This window comes from Asaia sp. Ae19-3 (assembly GCF_059801175.1).
In genome coordinates this window covers 2584690-2601334 of sequence record NZ_JBCHWF010000001.1, presented here as the reverse complement: position 1 = coordinate 2601334, position 16645 = coordinate 2584690, and the positions used below count along the sequence as shown (strand labels likewise).

10 protein-coding genes are annotated in these 16645 nt (G+C 53.4%); 8 read left to right on the top strand and 2 right to left on the bottom strand.

The window, feature by feature from the left end; translation table 11 throughout:
- Nucleotides 1-30: 30 nt before the first annotated feature.
- Both AAID99_RS11350 and AAID99_RS11345 read left to right on the top strand, forming a co-directional pair.
- On the top strand, nucleotides 31-1923 hold the full coding sequence (locus AAID99_RS11350; RefSeq protein WP_498493899.1) for a DUF4422 domain-containing protein: 1893 nt from the start codon (nucleotides 31-33) through the stop codon (nucleotides 1921-1923).
- Nucleotides 1924-1931: 8 nt separating this feature from the next.
- Nucleotides 1932-2912 (top strand): glycosyltransferase, encoded by a 981-nt coding sequence (locus AAID99_RS11345; protein WP_498493898.1) that lies wholly within the window; start codon nucleotides 1932-1934, stop codon nucleotides 2910-2912.
- 136 nt (nucleotides 2913-3048) lie between these two features.
- On the opposite strand, the gene AAID99_RS11340 is transcribed toward AAID99_RS11345, so the two are convergent.
- Entirely contained in the window at nucleotides 3049-3873 is an 825-nt protein-coding gene (locus tag AAID99_RS11340; RefSeq protein ID WP_264784332.1) for an IS5 family transposase, read from the bottom strand.
- A gap of 471 nt (nucleotides 3874-4344) precedes the next feature.
- On the opposite strand from AAID99_RS11340, the gene glf reads away from it, so the two are divergent.
- Nucleotides 4345-5496: a UDP-galactopyranose mutase gene (gene glf / locus AAID99_RS11335; RefSeq protein WP_188425440.1), complete on the top strand. Its 1152-nt coding sequence runs from the start codon at nucleotides 4345-4347 to the stop codon at nucleotides 5494-5496.
- A gap of 993 nt (nucleotides 5497-6489) precedes the next feature.
- Complete coding sequence (locus AAID99_RS11330) at nucleotides 6490-8235, top strand: glycosyltransferase family 2 protein (protein WP_498493897.1); 1746 nt, start codon at nucleotides 6490-6492, stop codon at nucleotides 8233-8235.
- Nucleotides 8236-8636: 401 nt separating this feature from the next.
- On the opposite strand, the gene galE is transcribed toward AAID99_RS11330, so the two are convergent.
- Complete coding sequence (gene galE, locus AAID99_RS11325; RefSeq protein WP_498493896.1) at nucleotides 8637-9623, bottom strand: UDP-glucose 4-epimerase GalE; 987 nt, start codon at nucleotides 9621-9623, stop codon at nucleotides 8637-8639.
- Nucleotides 9624-10427: 804 nt separating this feature from the next.
- Between galE and AAID99_RS11320 the strand changes: the two genes are divergently transcribed.
- The 4 genes from AAID99_RS11320 (at nucleotide 10428) to AAID99_RS11305 (ending at nucleotide 16635) form a co-directional block, all read left to right on the top strand.
- Nucleotides 10428-12656 carry a TonB-dependent receptor gene (locus tag AAID99_RS11320; RefSeq protein ID WP_498493895.1) on the top strand — a complete coding sequence of 743 codons (2229 nt, stop codon included), beginning with the start codon at nucleotides 10428-10430 and terminating at the stop codon, nucleotides 12654-12656.
- 111 nt (nucleotides 12657-12767) lie between these two features.
- Nucleotides 12768-14111, top strand: coding sequence for an NAD(P)-dependent oxidoreductase (locus AAID99_RS11315; RefSeq protein ID WP_498493894.1), 1344 nt, complete (start codon nucleotides 12768-12770; stop codon nucleotides 14109-14111).
- Between the two features lie 2 nt (nucleotides 14112-14113).
- Nucleotides 14114-15382 (top strand): NAD-dependent dihydropyrimidine dehydrogenase subunit PreA, encoded by a 1269-nt coding sequence (gene preA, locus AAID99_RS11310; RefSeq protein WP_498493893.1) that lies wholly within the window; start codon nucleotides 14114-14116, stop codon nucleotides 15380-15382.
- 17 nt (nucleotides 15383-15399) lie between these two features.
- Nucleotides 15400-16635, top strand: a complete 1236-nt coding sequence (locus AAID99_RS11305; protein WP_188425447.1) for a M20 family metallo-hydrolase — start codon at nucleotides 15400-15402, stop codon at nucleotides 16633-16635.
- Nucleotides 16636-16645: the final 10 nt, after the last annotated feature.

The following is a 16645-nucleotide window of genomic DNA, read 5'->3' as shown; positions in this document are numbered from 1 at the left end:
CCAACCTGTGAGTTGCATAGAGAACATCCAATGACAACACGTCAGGCCAGCTCTGGTCCTGTTCACATTTATGTCTGCCATCATAGCGCAGGCTTCACGTTTGAGGATGATGTCTTTCGCCCAATTCAGGCGGGTAGGGCTCTGGCTGACACGGCATTGCCCATGCCAGGTGACGATACGGGTGACAATATCTCCCGGAAAAACGGCGAGTATTGTGAGCTGACAACCCTGTATTGGGCGTGGAAAAATGACCGCAACGCCTCCTGGGTCGGCTTCATGCACTATCGGCGTTTTCTGGACTTTGCGTGCACGGGTCTGAAAACTGACCGCTACGGTTGCATCGCTTTGCCTGAGATGACGACCGGGTCTTTGCAGGCGATGGGGCTGAATGCAGAGACAGTTCGTAAAACGATAGAAAACAATCCGGATGCCTGCGCTATCCTTCCGGAAAAATGGTCGGTAAGAAATGTTGGATACACGTCATTCCACCAGCATTACGTCGATTCTGACTATCATTTCGCCCATGACCTTGATCTGACACGTTCCGTTATAGCCGATTTGTATCCCGGTGATCTGGCCGCATTCGATACAGTCATGGCGTCAGATGAAGGATATTTCACTAATGTCTTCGTATTCCGTCGTGAATTGTTTGACAGCTATTGTACATGGCTTTTCGCTATTCTCTCAGAGGTCGAGCGGCGAGCCGATCTAACCAACTATTCAGCACAGGCACGCAGAATTTATGGTTATCTGGGAGAGCGGCTATTCAACATTTTCATCGCCTCCTCACACGGTCCACACACAGGTTTGATTGAGCGTGCGCGTTGCTTTTTCGAGAACACGGGAACAGGGCAGAAGAGCGTGCTACCTAGAAGCCTTCCTGCTCCGCCAGACACCGCCGTGACAATTGTGACGGCTGCGGACGAAAATTTTGTTCCGCATCTGGGCGCATTATTGGAGTCTATAAAGTCGTCTTTCAGCCCCGACCGTTTTCTCGAGTTGATCGTGCTGGATGGGGGAATTCCGGCATTCAAGCGTAATCTCCTCAGGCAGCAGTTTCATAGTGGGCTGCCCGAAGAGAAAGGCAGTCTCACCTTTCTGGATTGCCGGCATATGTATCGCGACGTCAGTACGCATATGCATTTTTCCCTTGCGACGTTCTATCGACTCTCGCTTGGAGAGCTACTGCTCAATCATCCGCGGGCTCTTTATGTTGACTGCGATACCATTGTTCTGGCCGATCTGTGCCAGTTGTGGGACACACCGCTCAATGGTGCTGTGATCGCTGCCACGCCTGATCTGATCATGAAGAACTTCGTAAAGGCAGGTGTTCGTTCGCTCGCTGAAACCGGCGCTCTTCCTGCGGGCCGTTATCTTAGTGACTATCTGGGATTGCAAACCGGAGGAGACGCCTATTTTCAGGCGGGCATTATTCTCTTCGATTTGAACGCCTTCAGAAATGCTGACATTGCCGATGTCGCTATTAAAGATCTGAGTAGCCGATGCTATTGGTTCCTGGACCAGGATATTTTAAATAAATATCTGATTGGAAAGGTCAAGATGCTGGATACATCGTGGAACTGCGTCAATAGTATTGGCGAGATCTTCCCTCATTTGAGTGCCGATTGGCGGGCCAAGGTGCTTGAGGACCTTCAAAATCCGAAAATCGTGCATTATGCCGGATATGAGGCCAAGCCTTGGAACAACAAGAACGCAGCGTTAGGTTTCTATTACTGGTTCTTCCTGCGTAAGACATTCTGGTATGAAACCATCTTCCATGGCAGCCTCGGCCCAGGGGATGAGCCGCGCCCTATTCAGTACAGTCTGGTTCGTCGTGTATTGACGCGCGGATGGCATTGCCTTCCCCCTCTGCTGCGCCGACCGTTGTCTGGTGTCGCCTCGCGCGTCAAGCGGGCTCTGTGAGGCACGACATGTCCCTCAATTCTGCCTCCTCAACCGGACAGGGCCCTTGCAAGGTAACGGCCGTTATTGTCACCTATAACCGGCTATCGATGCTCAAAACGGTTATAAAGCATACACTTGCACAGAATTTTTCTTCTGTGGTTGTCGTCAATAATGCCAGTCCCGATGGTACCAGAGGCTGGTTGGCGAGCCAGACAGACCCACGCCTCCACATTCTGAATGAGACTATCAATCTCGGTGGCGCGGGTGGGTTCGCACGTGGCATGGATTATGCCGCCCGTCAGACAGATTGTGAATGGATCGTCTGTTTCGATGACGACGCTTGGCCTCAGCCTGGAGCGCTCGGTCAATTTCAGTCTCTCGTCCTTTCATCGGAGACCGGGGGTGTTGCTGCAGCGGTTTATTTTCCGGACGATACGGTGTGCGATATGAACCGCCCTGGATTAAGTCCGTTCAAGAAAATAGGAAGTATCATCCGCCTCATCAGAGAAAGGAAAAGAACATTTGCAATAGACTCAGCAGCCTATGAGAAAGATGAACTGCTGTCTGTCGATTATGCATCCTTTGTTGGTTTTTTTGTTCGCGCTGAACTGGTACGTGGCAGCTTGGGATTGCCGCAGAGAGACCTGTTCGTTTACGCCGATGATACGCTGTATACTTGGAAATTAAGATCGCTCGGATGGAAAATAAAGTTTGTTCCAGGAATTCGATTTTACCATGACTGCAGCACTACGGTAGATTTCTCGCATAGTCATTGGAAGATGTACTATATTATTAGAAACAGAATAATTTTTTATAGAAAAATGTGCGGGATTCTTTTTTTTCCATTCTCGGTGCTTCTTATTTTCGGTATTTTTAGGTTGTACCTGAAAAACAGAAATATACGCAATGTACGAAGGTTGGTGCTTACCGCTGTATGGGATGGTTTTCTCCAAAATACGGAACGAAAGCATGAGTTTGTAGTGGGTATATCCGAAATGAGTAGATAAAAAACATGGAATCTTATTTTTTATTTTGAGGTTTGTGTTGTAATTTTATATATAAAATAAAATCACGAAAATTATTAAAAATAATGAGCTTGCGTTATTTCTTGATTTGATCTTTCCTAAGAGCCCTTTCGGAAATTCACGGATGAGCGTTTCGGCGTAGCATTAGGCTTCCCATGGCGATGTGGATCATGGCCTCTGCCACGTCGATACGCTGTTCGTAATCCCTCACCAGTCGGCGCCAGCGGATCATCCAGCCGAATGTCCGCTCAACGACCCATCGACGTGGCAGGATTTCAAATCCTTTTTCCGTATCTGAGCGCTGGATGATCTCGACCGTGAAGTTAAAAAAGGCGGCTTTGTCTATCAACTGCAAGCGGTCATAGGCCCCATCTGCGAACAGATGCTTCACCCACGGCCAGCGTTTGCGGATAGCACCCAGGATCATCTGTGCACCCGCACTATCCGAAATATTGGCTGGGGTCAGCCTGACCAGAAGCAGTCGGCCATCTGTATCAACCGCAATATGGCGCTTACGACCAACGATCTTCTTGCCGGCGTCATAGCCACGGGTCTTTGCATGAGGAGCCTTGATGCTCTGGCTGTCAATGACACCACCGGATGGGCTGGCTTCGCGTCGCGCTGCTTCACGATCCAGCATCAGGCAGACATCATGGATCGTCTGAAACAGAAAACGGCGCATCAGCCTGCGGAACCACCAATAGACGGTCTGCCACGGACCAAAGTGAGCCGGCAGCATCTCCCAGCCGCAGCCCGAGCGGACAAGATAGCGCAGTGCATTGATGATCTCACGAAAATCGGTCACCCGTTTCCGGCCACGCCGGTTCGCAGGCGGCATCAGGGGCGCTATGCGCTCCCATTCTTCATCGGTCAGATCAGATGGATAGCGTTTCGTCCTACCGGTGATGTCGGCCATTCGGCCTCGTTGTTCTGGCGTCCACATCCTGAGTGTGAATCACACGCCAGACGCCCTGAAAACCCCTCACGCTGAATTTCCAAAAGGGCTCTAAAGCCCATCATCTAGGATCATTGCATAATGTTCAATAAACGAGTCGGCCATTTTGAAGGAGGGATCCACCATAGAATGGTTTTCTGCTCAATCGGAGTATTCAGACTGGAAGATTTTTAGAACCCGAAGTCAGTTAGGCGTGAGTGACTATCCGAAGGTTTGCAACGGTAAGGGAGGAGTGATACAGCATGCTTCAGTTCGAGTGCTTGCAAGCCATTCCTGACCTTTTCTGGTGCGATGGTACGACCAGCTGATCTGGTTCAATGGTGGGAGAAATTTCGCCGATGGTCTGCCTCTGGCAATTACAAAGCGTGTCTGCTCGCCGAATTTTCCAGAAATTGCATAGAATACGCTCCCGAAAGAGCGTTCCTTTTTCATCATACGAGCACTAAAGAGTCAGGAATAATGAAGAAAATAGCGATTGTTGGAGCTGGTTTCTCGGGTAGCGTCATCGCAAGAGAATTGGCCGACCGGGGATATAGTGTCGATGTTTTCGATGTTCGTGAGCATGTTGCAGGCAACTGCTACACGGCGCGCGATGTCGAGAGTGGGATCATGCTCCACGTATATGGTCCTCATATCTTTCACACCAGCAACGAGCGTGTCTGGGAGTATGTGCAGCGGTTTGATCGCTTCATGCCGTTCATTAATCGGGTCAAGGCGCATGCGCGTGGAGAGGTCTTCTCCATGCCGATCAACCTGATGACGATCAATCAGCTTTTCAAGAAGCAGTTCTCACCTGCGGAAGCCCGTGACTTCATCGCCGAACAAGGCGACCAGAGCATTACGGAGCCGCGTACGTTCGAGGATCAGGCCCTGCGTTTTGTCGGTCGTGAGATCTATGAAACGTTCTTCCGCGGTTACACGCGTAAACAGTGGGGGCTTGAGCCGTCCGAATTGCCTGCCAGTATTCTCAAGCGTTTGCCTGTACGTTTTGACTATAACGACAACTACTATGGAAGCAAATATCAGGGAATTCCCGAGAACGGCTATACGTATATTGTAGAACGTATTCTCGACCACGAAAATATTCGTGTTCATCTTTCCACTAGCTTTTCCCGGGCTCAGGCCGCTGACTACGCCCATGTCTTTTATAGCGGTCCGATCGATGCCTGGTTTGACCATACTGAGGGTCGCTTGAGCTATCGGACGCTGGACTTTGAAACCGTGCGTGCTGAGGGTGACTATCAGGGCAATCCGGTCATTAACTACTGCGATGAGAACGTGCCCTGGACGCGTGTTGCCGAGCATAAGCATTTCACGCCTTGGGAAAACCACGAGAAGACAGTTCTGTTCCGTGAGCACAGTCGTTTGTGTGGAGAGAGCGATACACCTTATTACCCAATCCGCCTTGTTCACGATAAGGCTCGCTTGCAGCGTTATGTTGAGTTGGCCAAAGCAGAGCAGGGCGTCACTTTTGTAGGTCGTTTGGGCACGTATCGTTATCTCGATATGCACATTACGATTGCAGAAGCGCTGGATGCAGCTGAACAGTTTCTGTCCGCGCAAGACGCGGGCACGTCGGCTCCTACGTTCTGCATTGATCCGCTCGCTTAAAGAGACGGTCACTCAGATCCAGATGCCCATTCCTCTTATAAGAGAAATGGGCTCAATGCCGGTTTGTAGCCACTCCAATAAGCAGGCTCCCACGTCTGTCAGACCAGTCAATACGGTCAATCTCACTTCTTGCTTGTTTACCTCGCTACCTGAGCATGATGACACCATGGAATGGCTGGCTGAGCTCGTCTAATTGGAGACAATTGCTAGGTTCCTGACGGCATGCAGCCTGTTCTTCGAACCGGCTGCCCCTGGCGGGAGTGGCATGAGCGCTATAGCAAAGTGCAACTCTGTGTCTATTCGGTCCCGTCGTCCAGCTAAACAAGGGGTGTGGGATGCCATGCTATAAACCTTGAAGACACATGTCTGAGCGATGACTGGCAGCACAATATCAACGACGCCATGGTCTGTGCTCATTCCCTGCCCCAGAGCCATACTGGCTGATCGGGACTTTGATAGTGACAATTTCGGCCAAGATCTGCAGGTAACTGGATCCTGCCGGTCATTCCATCAGGAAGAGGACGTCACTAGGTGTTTAGTCCCGGGGTTTGATGGTGTGGTATTTTCACGAGAGTGGAAGGAAGCCTCATGGCTTCGCCGCACCAAGGCTCCGAATCAGGTCTTTTTTCGACACGACCCAATCAAATTGATATATGCTCGGTCACTGGCGCCGCGTGGAAATGAAGGGTTGGGTGGCATTCCAGCGAGCGCACAGTGATGCGGGCCATTACCGGCCCAATGCGTCCGGCGCTCAAGCTTCCCGCGGAAGTCAGATTAGTACAGTATATTGAAATTAAATCACTTATCCTTGCGGCACTAACCGACTAGCGTGTGACAGTGCTTGCGTGGGCAGCTACTTTGTTTCAAAAAAGATAGTCGTTTTCATCTTGCGGCGTTTTGCCTCATCCTAAGGGTACGGAAGTGAATAATAATACCTATACGTCGACACAGACATATTCATCTGTGCCCCTGTATCCATTGCAGCGCCTAATAATGCCTAGCCTTGAATTCGGTGGCAATGACGATATGTACGTCCGCCTGCTGAATCAGAGTGTTATATCTGTCCTTTCGGAAGAAAAAACCGTATTTTTCCCGGGTGGAAAATGCTCGTTTGATACTTTTTACAATGGCCTTACGGTCCAGTCATGGCAAGATAACTGCAAGATTCCTGATCTGCTATTTTCCCTTGCAGGCAGCGGAACGTTCGTCGTCCGAATTGGGTTGCATCGTCTTGAATGCGATAGAGTATCGCTGATTGAAAAACGGGTCAGTCTTATTGAAGGTTCTACGACGACCCTGAATATCGAAGCTTGGCCGTCGCTCGTGAATGGCATGATCTATGTCGAACTTGAGGCTATAACTGAGGGATGTCTGACCGGAGGGTGCTTCAGCACAACAAAAGCCCCTGAAAGGGAGGTCTGCCTTGGCATCGTCATCACTCATTTCAAGCGAGAGAAATATGTTATTTCTGCCGCCCGCCGTATTCGAGAAGGGCTACTGACCAATCCGACCTATAAAGATCAAATCTCTCTTGTCATCGTAGATAACTCTCAAACTCTCGCTTCGGAGGATGTAGAAGGTGCTACGTTGCTTCCAAATCAGAATCTTGGGGGATCAGGTGGTTTTACGCGGGGTCTTCTACATCTGCAGGACGAAAAATCTTTTACCCATTGCTTGTTCATGGATGACGATGCATCCTGCGAACTTGAATCCATTCTAAGAACGCATGCGCTTCTCGGCTATGTTGTCGGGGAAAAGGTGGCCGTGGCAGGGGCGCTGCTGCGAGATCTCGCGCACCATTTCCTCTTCGAGAAAGGTGCGCGGTTTGACGGGATGTGCCAGCCGCTCAAGCACGGGTTGGACATGCGGCATGTGCATCATTTGCTACTGAGCGAATATGTAGATCAGAAGCCGGATTTCGGCGGATGGTGGTTTTTTGCATTCTGCTTGCGTGATGTGCAGCACTACGCCTTCCCGTTTTTCGTGAGAGGCGATGATATCATGTTCAGCATGATGAACAAATTCGACATCATCACGCAAAATGGCATTGCCTGTTATGGTGATGACTTCGGCTATAAGAGTGGTCCATTACAAATTTACCTGGATGTGCGTAATCATCTTGTGCAGAAGATGACGCATATGGATGCAAATGTGGAAGATTGCATCAAGCTCTTACGGCAATTTTTCAATGCAGCTATCTATTCGTATAATTATGCGACGGCGCAAGCTATCTCTAAGGCTGCCTTCGATGCTATGAAAGGCCATGCATTCTGGCTTGAGAATATGGATACTTCGGCAATTCGCAAAGAATTTTCCGCTCTTATCCAAGAAGAAAAAATGCAAAAAATCCGTTTGACCGACATTGCGCCGACGTTCGCGAGAACAGAGCCACATTGGCACGAGAGCAGGAAACGTCGTCTTTTGCGTAGCTTGACGCTTAACGGGACCCTGTTGCCTAATTTCCTCAGGAAAGACACATGGCTATTTCTACCGAAAAATTTTTCGGGCGATATCCGAGCGACCTTCAGATATAATAACATATTATATTACTATGGTCCTACGCAGGAGGGGTATTGTGCTCGTCGTGATGCAGTTCGACTCGCAAAGGAAAAAAGAACTTTCTCAAAGGTGGAGAAAATTGTCAGGCAGAAATATAGCAGTGTAAAAAATGACTATAAAGATAATATAAAATACATGACTAGTGAGGGATTTTGGAGAAAAATTTATAAAAACACTTAAAAATTTTGTTTTTACATACCTCATGCATAAAGATTTCTAATTTGATAAATTTCTTGGCGTATGTTAGGTCCTTTTAAGTTTTGGGATAAGCGGCGGTTGCAACGATACAGATGACGGTCATGAAGGATGTGGCGGTTTTTTCGTATCGTGTGACGACTGCTTTCTGCGCCTTGAGATGCGCTTACAGGTTTTCGACCATTTTTCGGTGGTGATAGACCGTTTGGGGGCAGGCTACTCGCGGCTCGTCGCATTTCACCGGGATAGTCGTTCATGAATCCCCCTTGGCTTCGCCGCACCAAGGCTAGGATTCCAATCACGTATATTTTTCGATTGTCCGTCTTGCGGCGCCCCATCGGAGAGCCGCCTCCCACTTTACGTCTCAGAACAGCGCAAGGGAATGCTCAGGAGCCATATCCGTCAGGATGGATTTCTCGCCAACGCAGGGCTGTCTCTACGATGCGGTCAAGCGTTTCGAATTTTGGCTCCCAGCCGGTTTCGTTGCGGAGGGTCGTGGAGTCCGCCACGAGCAAAGAAGGGTCGCCCTCCCGTCGCGGTGCGGCTTCCCACGGGACCTTGCGGCCACTCACGCGCTCGACGCTTTCGATCACTTCGAGATTGGAATAGCCCTGCCCATTACCGATATTGTAGGTGACGCTCCGGCTGTCGATCTGGCCGAGCGCACGTATATGCGCATCGGCAAGGTCTGTCACATGGATATAATCCCGGATGCACGAGCCATCACGTGTCGGATAATCTGTTCCGAAGAGTTTTAGTGCAGGACGGCGGCCGAGGGCAGCATCGATTGTCAAAGGAATCAGATGCGTTTCGGGTCGGTGGTCTTCTCCGGCCCGGCCGAGAGGGTCTGCGCCGGCGGCATTGAAGTAGCGCAGGCAGGCACTTCTCAGACCATAGACGGCATCGGCCCAGTAAAGCACTCGCTCGATCATGAGCTTGCTCTCACCATAGGGCGACCCGGGCTGGGTGGGGGCCGTTTCGGGAATGGGGGTCGAGCGCTCGGGACCGCCGAACAGGGCTGCGGTCGAGGAGAAAACGATTTTCCTGACGTGATGTTCGACACAGCTCTGAACGAGGTTGAGAGCGGTCAGATAGTTCTGTCGCAGATAGTGGAATGGATCACGCATGCTGTCTCCTACAAGAGAGAGAGCGGCGAAATGCAGGACCCCATCCCATGGGCCCTGGGCAACGACAGCAGATGTAGCGGCTGCGTCCAGAAGATCGACTTCATGTAACGCCACGCCTTGAGGAATTGCCTGGCGGTGACCCGTGCTCAGATTGTCCAGAACAACAACCTCATGACCCGCATCGAGCAATGCCAGGACTGTGTGGCTTCCGACGAATCCAGCTCCGCCTGTGACAAGATAACGCATATCGGTCTGTCTTCATCCTCTTGGCGCGCATCGTCGCTCTGCCGGGATAGAGAGCATACCATGCACCTGGGTCCTTCTCGCGCCAATCGCGTTTCTCGACAACCAGTAATTTCTTTCAGAAGTCACTATGTAGCCAATAATGATCTGGAACTTTCGTATCCTCTCGAAAGCTAACTTCAGCTTGAAGATTTCCAGCTTCGTCAAGGTTAAGGCAGCGCCGACTACCAGAGCGGGACTGTATCGCAGTGGACGAGAAGACGATCCCGGTTGAAGGCGTTCCTATTGTGAATGCGTCGAGTGCTCATGGACAAAATCTGATGAGGCAGCGTGAGATCGATTTGATACAGTTATCTGGAGGCAGAATCGGCAGGATGATGGGCATGGCGCATGCCGAGGGGATTCTTGAGGGCCGTGCGCCGTTGACGCGCTCCCTTCCGCCCGGTCCTTCATCTGGCGATAATAAAGAGACGAATGCTCTCGGCGGAGTGCGCCTTAAAACTACATCATCAGCAGTATAATAGGACCTTCATGCATGAGCTGAACTGATCGGCTTGCAGGGAGCCAAGCGAGTAACAAAAATTTCTTGTCCATTCAGGCAAGATATGAAAGGCTAAATTCGTAACGGAATCGAAATATCGCGGAGATGATATGCGTTCTTGCCGCTCAGCCCTCTTTTTCTCGCCCACAATCGTTGCGATATCGATCTGCTCAGCGCATTCGACTCCGTTGGCTATAAACGAGCGTGGTTCCCACCAGCCTGACCGGAGTACTGCGCGTAAACCACATAAGTCTGAAGAAATAACGGTGTCAGCGCCAGGTCATAAAACGGCCAATGGTGTCACCGGTCAGCAGGTGGGGGGTGGTCTGTTACGCCGCGAGACCCGTGCAGGCACGATCCAGACGGTGACACGCGATTATATCGCCAAGCAATCGCCCACTTCCAACCCCGTACAGGTGCTGGCGCTCGAGCCTTCGGCTTATGTCGCGTTGATGGATCCATACGGTATTGTCGGCGGCAATATGTATCTGCGCGGCCTGCCGGGTGATCAGATCGGCTGGATCTATGAAGGCGTCCCGGTCAGCGATATCGGTTCCGGTGGTTTTTATGCCAATCAGACCTCTGATGGCGATAATCTGCAGCAGGTTTCATTGATGCCTGGCTCGGTCGATCTCTCGACCCCGGCCATCTCTGCTGCTGCCGGTAGCGCCTACGCCACCTTGCGTGATCCCTCTCATCATCGCGAGGGTTATGTGAACATGACCTACGGCACCTATAATCTGGCACGTGGTCTTATCCGCGCGGATACAGGTGACATCGGGCAGAGTGGCGTGCGGGCTTTTGCTTCTTTTTCCTATACCCGGGCCAATAACTGGCGGGGGCCGGGCACCAATATGCGCAAACATATCGACTTCAAGCTGGTGAAGGATATTGCTGCCCATAGCCGCACGTCGCTCGTCATGAGCTATAACGATAATACATTGCAGTTCAGTCGGTGGCCTACTGCCGCAGAGTTTGCGCAATATGGTGCGGGTAATGACCTGTCGCGTTCCTACATGGCGGGGCTCGGCTATCACCTCTATGCGCTCGATGCGTTCCAGAATCTGGTTGCTTCAGCCCCGACCGAGCTTGATTTCGGGCATGGGCTGCGTTTTCACGATACCCCTTATCTCTGGTGGGGATCAGGATCGATCGGTGGAGCCGCTCTGGCAACCGAGGGTGCCACCTATTCAGGGTCGTCGCCGGTCGATGTTGATCTGAATGGTGATGGCCGTCTCAGCAGGACGACGTCGCAACTGGTCTATACGCCCAATTATTACAGCTATCATCGCGGTGGCAGCAACGCATCGCTCGACTGGACAGAGGGTCGGAATACTCTGACTTTCGGTTGGTGGTATGAATGGTCCCGTCTGAATCAGGCAACGCCTGTCTCGCGCATCAATCCGGTCGATGGTGGGCCGGAGAATATCTACGGCGATTATGGCCCGCTCATCTACCGCACGACATCGGGGCAGAAATGGTACGCCTCAGATTATAATACCTTTACCCAGATCAATATGCTGTATCTTGGTGACAGGCTTTCGCTGCTGCGCGATCGCCTCGAGGTAAAAGCAGGGCTTCGTGCGGCCATGGTGTCACGTGGGGTCGACAGCTACGTCCCCGTCTCGACGCCCCGGCGCGGGCAGAATGTATTCGAGCCTCTGCCGCAGATCAGCGCACGCTACCAGATCGACAAGCACTCGGAACTCTATGTGCTTGGGGTCACAAATTTTCGCACGACCAATAACAGTACGCTGTTCGAGCTTTACAGCCCTGCCGGGGGCGCCCTGCAGAGCGCGCCCTCAAGCGTTAAACCCGAATACTCCATCGAGGAAGAACTCGGATATCGTTATCATGATGACCTTATCGTCGGCGAAATCTCCTTCTTCAATTACAATTTCACCAATCGTCAGCTGGCGCTCAACAGCTATGTGAACGGTGCCCTGACCCCCATGACCCTGAATGCAGGAGGACAGACATCACGCGGTGTGGATGTGCAGATCGGCACGCGCCCGATCCTGAAGCATCTGCGCCCTTACGCGAGTTTCGAATTTCTCGATGCGCGTATCGACAATAATATTCCGATCAATGGCGATCTCCTGCCGACAAGCGGCAAACACGCCGTTTCTGCGCCAAAATATCAGGCGGCTCTTGGGCTGGATTGGGATGATGGGAGCTTTTTTGCCAATCTCGGGCTGAAATATATCGGCGCGCAATATGCAACGCTGATGAATGACGAAAAAATGCCCGCTTATATCAACAACAACGTGACGCTCGGCTACCGCCTGCATCAGACCGGATTTTTGCATAGCCCTCAGCTTCAGATCAATATGCAGAACATGATCGGCTCTATTTATCGCAACGCGGTCTATGCGTTCACGCCGAATGCGAAAACTGTGCAGGGGATCTACGGCACGAGCATCGCCGGATCATCGTCGCTTTATACAATCCAGCCGACTTTCGCGATTTCCGTCTCTCTTTCGACCGGTTTTTGAGAAAAAGGTCCAGCACACACAAACCTGAATATCTGGTCAAAATTATCTTGCATCAAAGACGAGTACGCCCGTAACGTTTGGAATATGGAATGATGTGGATGAGAGCTGCCCATGTGTCCTGATATTGCCTGCGGTCGCCTGCCAGATGACGCGCTAAGCCGGAATTTCGCCGATGCTCATCCCGGCCTGACCGCAGAGCAGGCGGCGCTTGAAGCCGATCGCTGCTTTTATTGTTATGATGCCCCCTGCATCGAAGCCTGTCCGACCGATATCGATATCCCGCGCTTCATCAAGGCCATTGCCTCCAAGAATATCGCCGGTGCCGCCAGGACCATTCTTCAGTCCAATATTCTGGGCGGGTCCTGCGCCCGGGTGTGCCCGACGGAAATCCTGTGCGAACAGAAATGCGTTCATACCGCAATCGAAACACACAAGGCTGTCCGTATCGGTGCCTTGCAGCGCTATGCCACAGACTGGCAGATGGCGCAGGAAGCCCACCCCTTCACGCGGGCAACGGCCAGCGGGCGTCGTGTTGCCATTATTGGTGCTGGGCCAGCCGGTCTGGCCTGCGCCCACCGTCTGGCGCGCCACGGGCATGATGTCACGATTTTCGACCGTCACGACAAAATGGGGGGTCTCAATGAATATGGTGTCGCCGCCTATAAGCTGGCGGATGATTTTGCGCGCAAGGAAATCGATTTTCTGCTCGCAATCGGTGGCATCAGCTTTCAGGGCGGCGCCATACTTGGTGACACCCTGACCCTTGCCGCGCTGAGGCAGGATTTCGATGCTGTCTTTCTGGCAATCGGTCTTGGCGGTGTGAGGGCTCTGGGTCTTGAGCACGAAACCATTGCCGGTGTGCAGGACGCGGTGGCTTTCATCGAGCATCTTCGTTCTCACCCGCTTGCGGAGAGTGCTGTCGGGCGGCGGGTCGTGGTCATTGGCGGCGGCAATACCGCCATTGATGCTGCCGTGCAGGCCAGGCGACTGGGGGCAGAGGAGGTGACGCTCGTCTATCGTCGGGGCGAAGCAACCATGACGGCCACCCCTGTCGAGCGCGAATGGGCACAGACCAATGGCGTCACCATTCGTCTGTGGGCGGCTCCCTTGCGGCTGGAGACCGAAGATGGCGGCCTGCGTGGAGTGACCTTCAGGCGGACCGATCCTGATGGGCTGCCTGCAGGCACGCCTGAGACCTTCACGCTTGAGGCCGACATGGTGCTGAAAGCCATCGGGCAGGTCTTTTTGCCAGATCCGATCGCGCAGGATCAGATCCTGATCGAAAACGGGCGTATCGTTGTCGATGCGCAGGGCCGCACAAGCCTGAATAATGTCTATGCCGGGGGCGATTGCACTGCAGGTGATGACCTGACCGTTGCCGCTGTGCGTGACGGGCGTGAGGCGGCCGAAGCCATTCATGCCGATTTCAGCAATGCCGGGATGAGAGTAAACTGACCATGGCCGATCTGCGCACGAATTTCGCCGGAATTACATCTCCCAACCCGTTCTGGCTGGCCTCTGCGCCCCCGACCGACAAGGAATATAATGTCCGCCGCGCCTTCGAGGCAGGCTGGGGCGGCGTGGTCTGGAAAACGCTGGGTGAAGACCCGCCTGTGGTGAATCTCAGTTCGCGTTATGGCGCGCTCGCATTCGAAGGCCGCCGTCTGATGGGGCTGAATAATATCGAGCTGATTTCGGACCGGCCTCTGGCGACCAATATTGCCGAGATCAAGCGCGTCAAACGCGATTTTCCTGACCGCGCGCTGATCGTCAGTCTGATGGTGCCCTGCGAAGAGCATCGCTGGAAGGCTATCCTGCCCCTGATCGAAGAGACTGGGGCTGACGGGATCGAGCTCAATTTCGGCTGCCCGCATGGCATGTCCGAGCGCAACATGGGCTCTGCGGTCGGTCAGGTGCCGGAATATGTCGAGATGGTCACGCGCTGGTGCAAGCAGAACACGCGTATGCCCGTCATCGTCAAGCTGACACCCAATGTGACCAATATCCTCATGCCTGCCCGTGCTGCGCGCCGGGGCGGGGCCGATGCCGTCTCTCTCATCAATACCATTCAGTCGGTCATCGGGGTCGATCTCGATGCCATGGCGCCCATGCCAGTCGTAGGCGGCAAGGGCACGCATGGCGGGTATTGCGGTCCGGCGGTCAAGCCGATTGCACTGCGCATGATCGGCGAAATTGCGCGCGACCCGGAAATGGCGGGCATACCGATCTCAGGTATGGGCGGGATCAGCAACTGGCGCGATGCGGCCGAATTTATGGCCATGGGGTCTCACGCGCTGCAGGTCTGCACCGCAGCCATGCATTACGGCTTTCGCATTGTCGAAGACATGATCGATGGCCTGTCGAACTGGATGGATACGAAAGACTACGCCACCTTGCCCGATCTGAGCGGCAGGGCCGTGTCGCGTTTCGTGCCGTGGAATCAGCTCAACATGAATTTTCGCACGCTCGCACATATCGACCAGAAAAGCTGTGTCGGATGCGGGTTGTGTCATATCGCCTGCGAAGACACGTCTCATCAGGCCATCGCCAGACAGACCGGCCCCGATCGCCGCCATTACAGCGTGATCGAGGATGAATGCGTCGGCTGTAATCTCTGCGCCCATGTCTGCCCGGTGGATGACTGCATCACCATGGTGCCCCAGCCCGTCGACAGCGAGATGACCTGGCTCGAGCATCCCTCCAATACGCATCGTCTCACAGCGTAAAGAGCGAAAGGCAGAGCATGAGCAATATTCGCATCGACGGTAGCGCCCTCTGGGCCGATCTGATGGAAACCGCCCGTTTTGGTGGCACGGAGAAAGGCGGCATAAGGCGGCTGACCCTGACAGAAGAAGACCGTCAGGTGCGCGACTGGTTTGCCGCTGCCTGCACCCGGCTTGGCTGTGTCGTGACGGTGGATACACTCGGGAACATGTTTGCCAGACGCCGGGGCCAGGATGAGACCTTGCCCCCGCTCACCATGGGCAGCCATCTCGATACCCAGCCTACGGGTGGAAAATTCGATGGTATCCTCGGAGTGCTGGGCGGTCTCGCCGTGTTGCGCGCGCTTGAGGAGTCGGGTCATGTCACCCGTCATCCGATCGAGCTGATCAACTGGACGAATGAGGAAGGCTCGCGCTTTTCGCCTCCCATGATGTGCTCTGGTGCCTATGCAGGCGCCTTTACCGAGCAGGAGGTGCTCGACAAGCATGACCGCGCTGGCATCCGGTTTGGCGATGCTCTCGATGCCATTGGCTATCGTGGGGAGAGACCCTGTCGTGCCACACCGGTCGCGGCATATTTCGAGCTGCATATCGAACAGGGGCCGATTCTCGAGGTGGAGAACCGTGTCATTGGTGCCGTGACGGGTGTGCAGGGCATGCGCTGGTATGAGGTGACGATTGGCGGAAAGGATGCCCATGCCGGCTCTACCCCCATGACCCTGCGCAGTGATGCCCTTCTGGCAGCCGCCACCATGATCGGTGCCGTTTCGGATATCGCCCGCGCTCATGCGCCGCAGGCTCTGGGTACGGTCGGACTGATCGAAAACAGGCCCAACAGCAGCAATGTCGTTCCCAGCGAGACCTTCTTTACGGTCGATCTGCGTCATCCCGATGACGGCATCGTTGCCTTGATGGAGCAGGAGCTGAGGGCCCGGTTCAAGGCGATTGCCGAGACAATGGGGGTGACGCTCGCCATCCGGCCGATCTGGGACGCGCCAGCCGTTCCCTTCGATCCGCGCTGCGTTGCCATGGTCAGTGACGCTGCCGCCGAGGCCGGATTTGAGTCGATGAAGATCGTCTCAGGTCCGGGCCATGATGCCGCCTATATGGCGCGTGTTGCCCCGACGGCCATGATTTTCGTTCCCTGTCGCGACGGGCTAAGTCATAACGAATCCGAAAGCATTACGGAGGCCGAAGCCGAGGCAGGCGCCAATGTGCTGCTGGGGGCGTTGCTGAGGGCCGACCGGGCTTTCTGATGAGAGGATC

Excerpts from the sequence above, each read along its gene's own strand:
- glf (WP_188425440.1), top strand. The coding sequence starts at position 4,345 with ATGAAGAAAATAGCGATTGTTGGAGCTGGTTTCTCGGGTAGCGTCATC.
- AAID99_RS11305 (WP_188425447.1), top strand. The coding sequence starts at position 15,400 with ATGAGCAATATTCGCATCGACGGTAGCGCCCTCTGGGCCGATCTGATG.
- AAID99_RS11350 (WP_498493899.1), top strand. The coding sequence starts at position 31 with ATGACAACACGTCAGGCCAGCTCTGGTCCTGTTCACATTTATGTCTGC.
- preA (WP_498493893.1), top strand. The coding sequence starts at position 14,114 with ATGGCCGATCTGCGCACGAATTTCGCCGGAATTACATCTCCCAACCCG.
- AAID99_RS11315 (WP_498493894.1), top strand. The coding sequence starts at position 12,768 with ATGTGTCCTGATATTGCCTGCGGTCGCCTGCCAGATGACGCGCTAAGC.
- AAID99_RS11340 (WP_264784332.1), bottom strand. The coding sequence starts at position 3,873 with ATGTGGACGCCAGAACAACGAGGCCGAATGGCCGACATCACCGGTAGG.
- AAID99_RS11345 (WP_498493898.1), top strand. The coding sequence starts at position 1,932 with ATGTCCCTCAATTCTGCCTCCTCAACCGGACAGGGCCCTTGCAAGGTA.
- AAID99_RS11330 (WP_498493897.1), top strand. The coding sequence starts at position 6,490 with ATGCCTAGCCTTGAATTCGGTGGCAATGACGATATGTACGTCCGCCTG.
- galE (WP_498493896.1), bottom strand. The coding sequence starts at position 9,623 with ATGCGTTATCTTGTCACAGGCGGAGCTGGATTCGTCGGAAGCCACACA.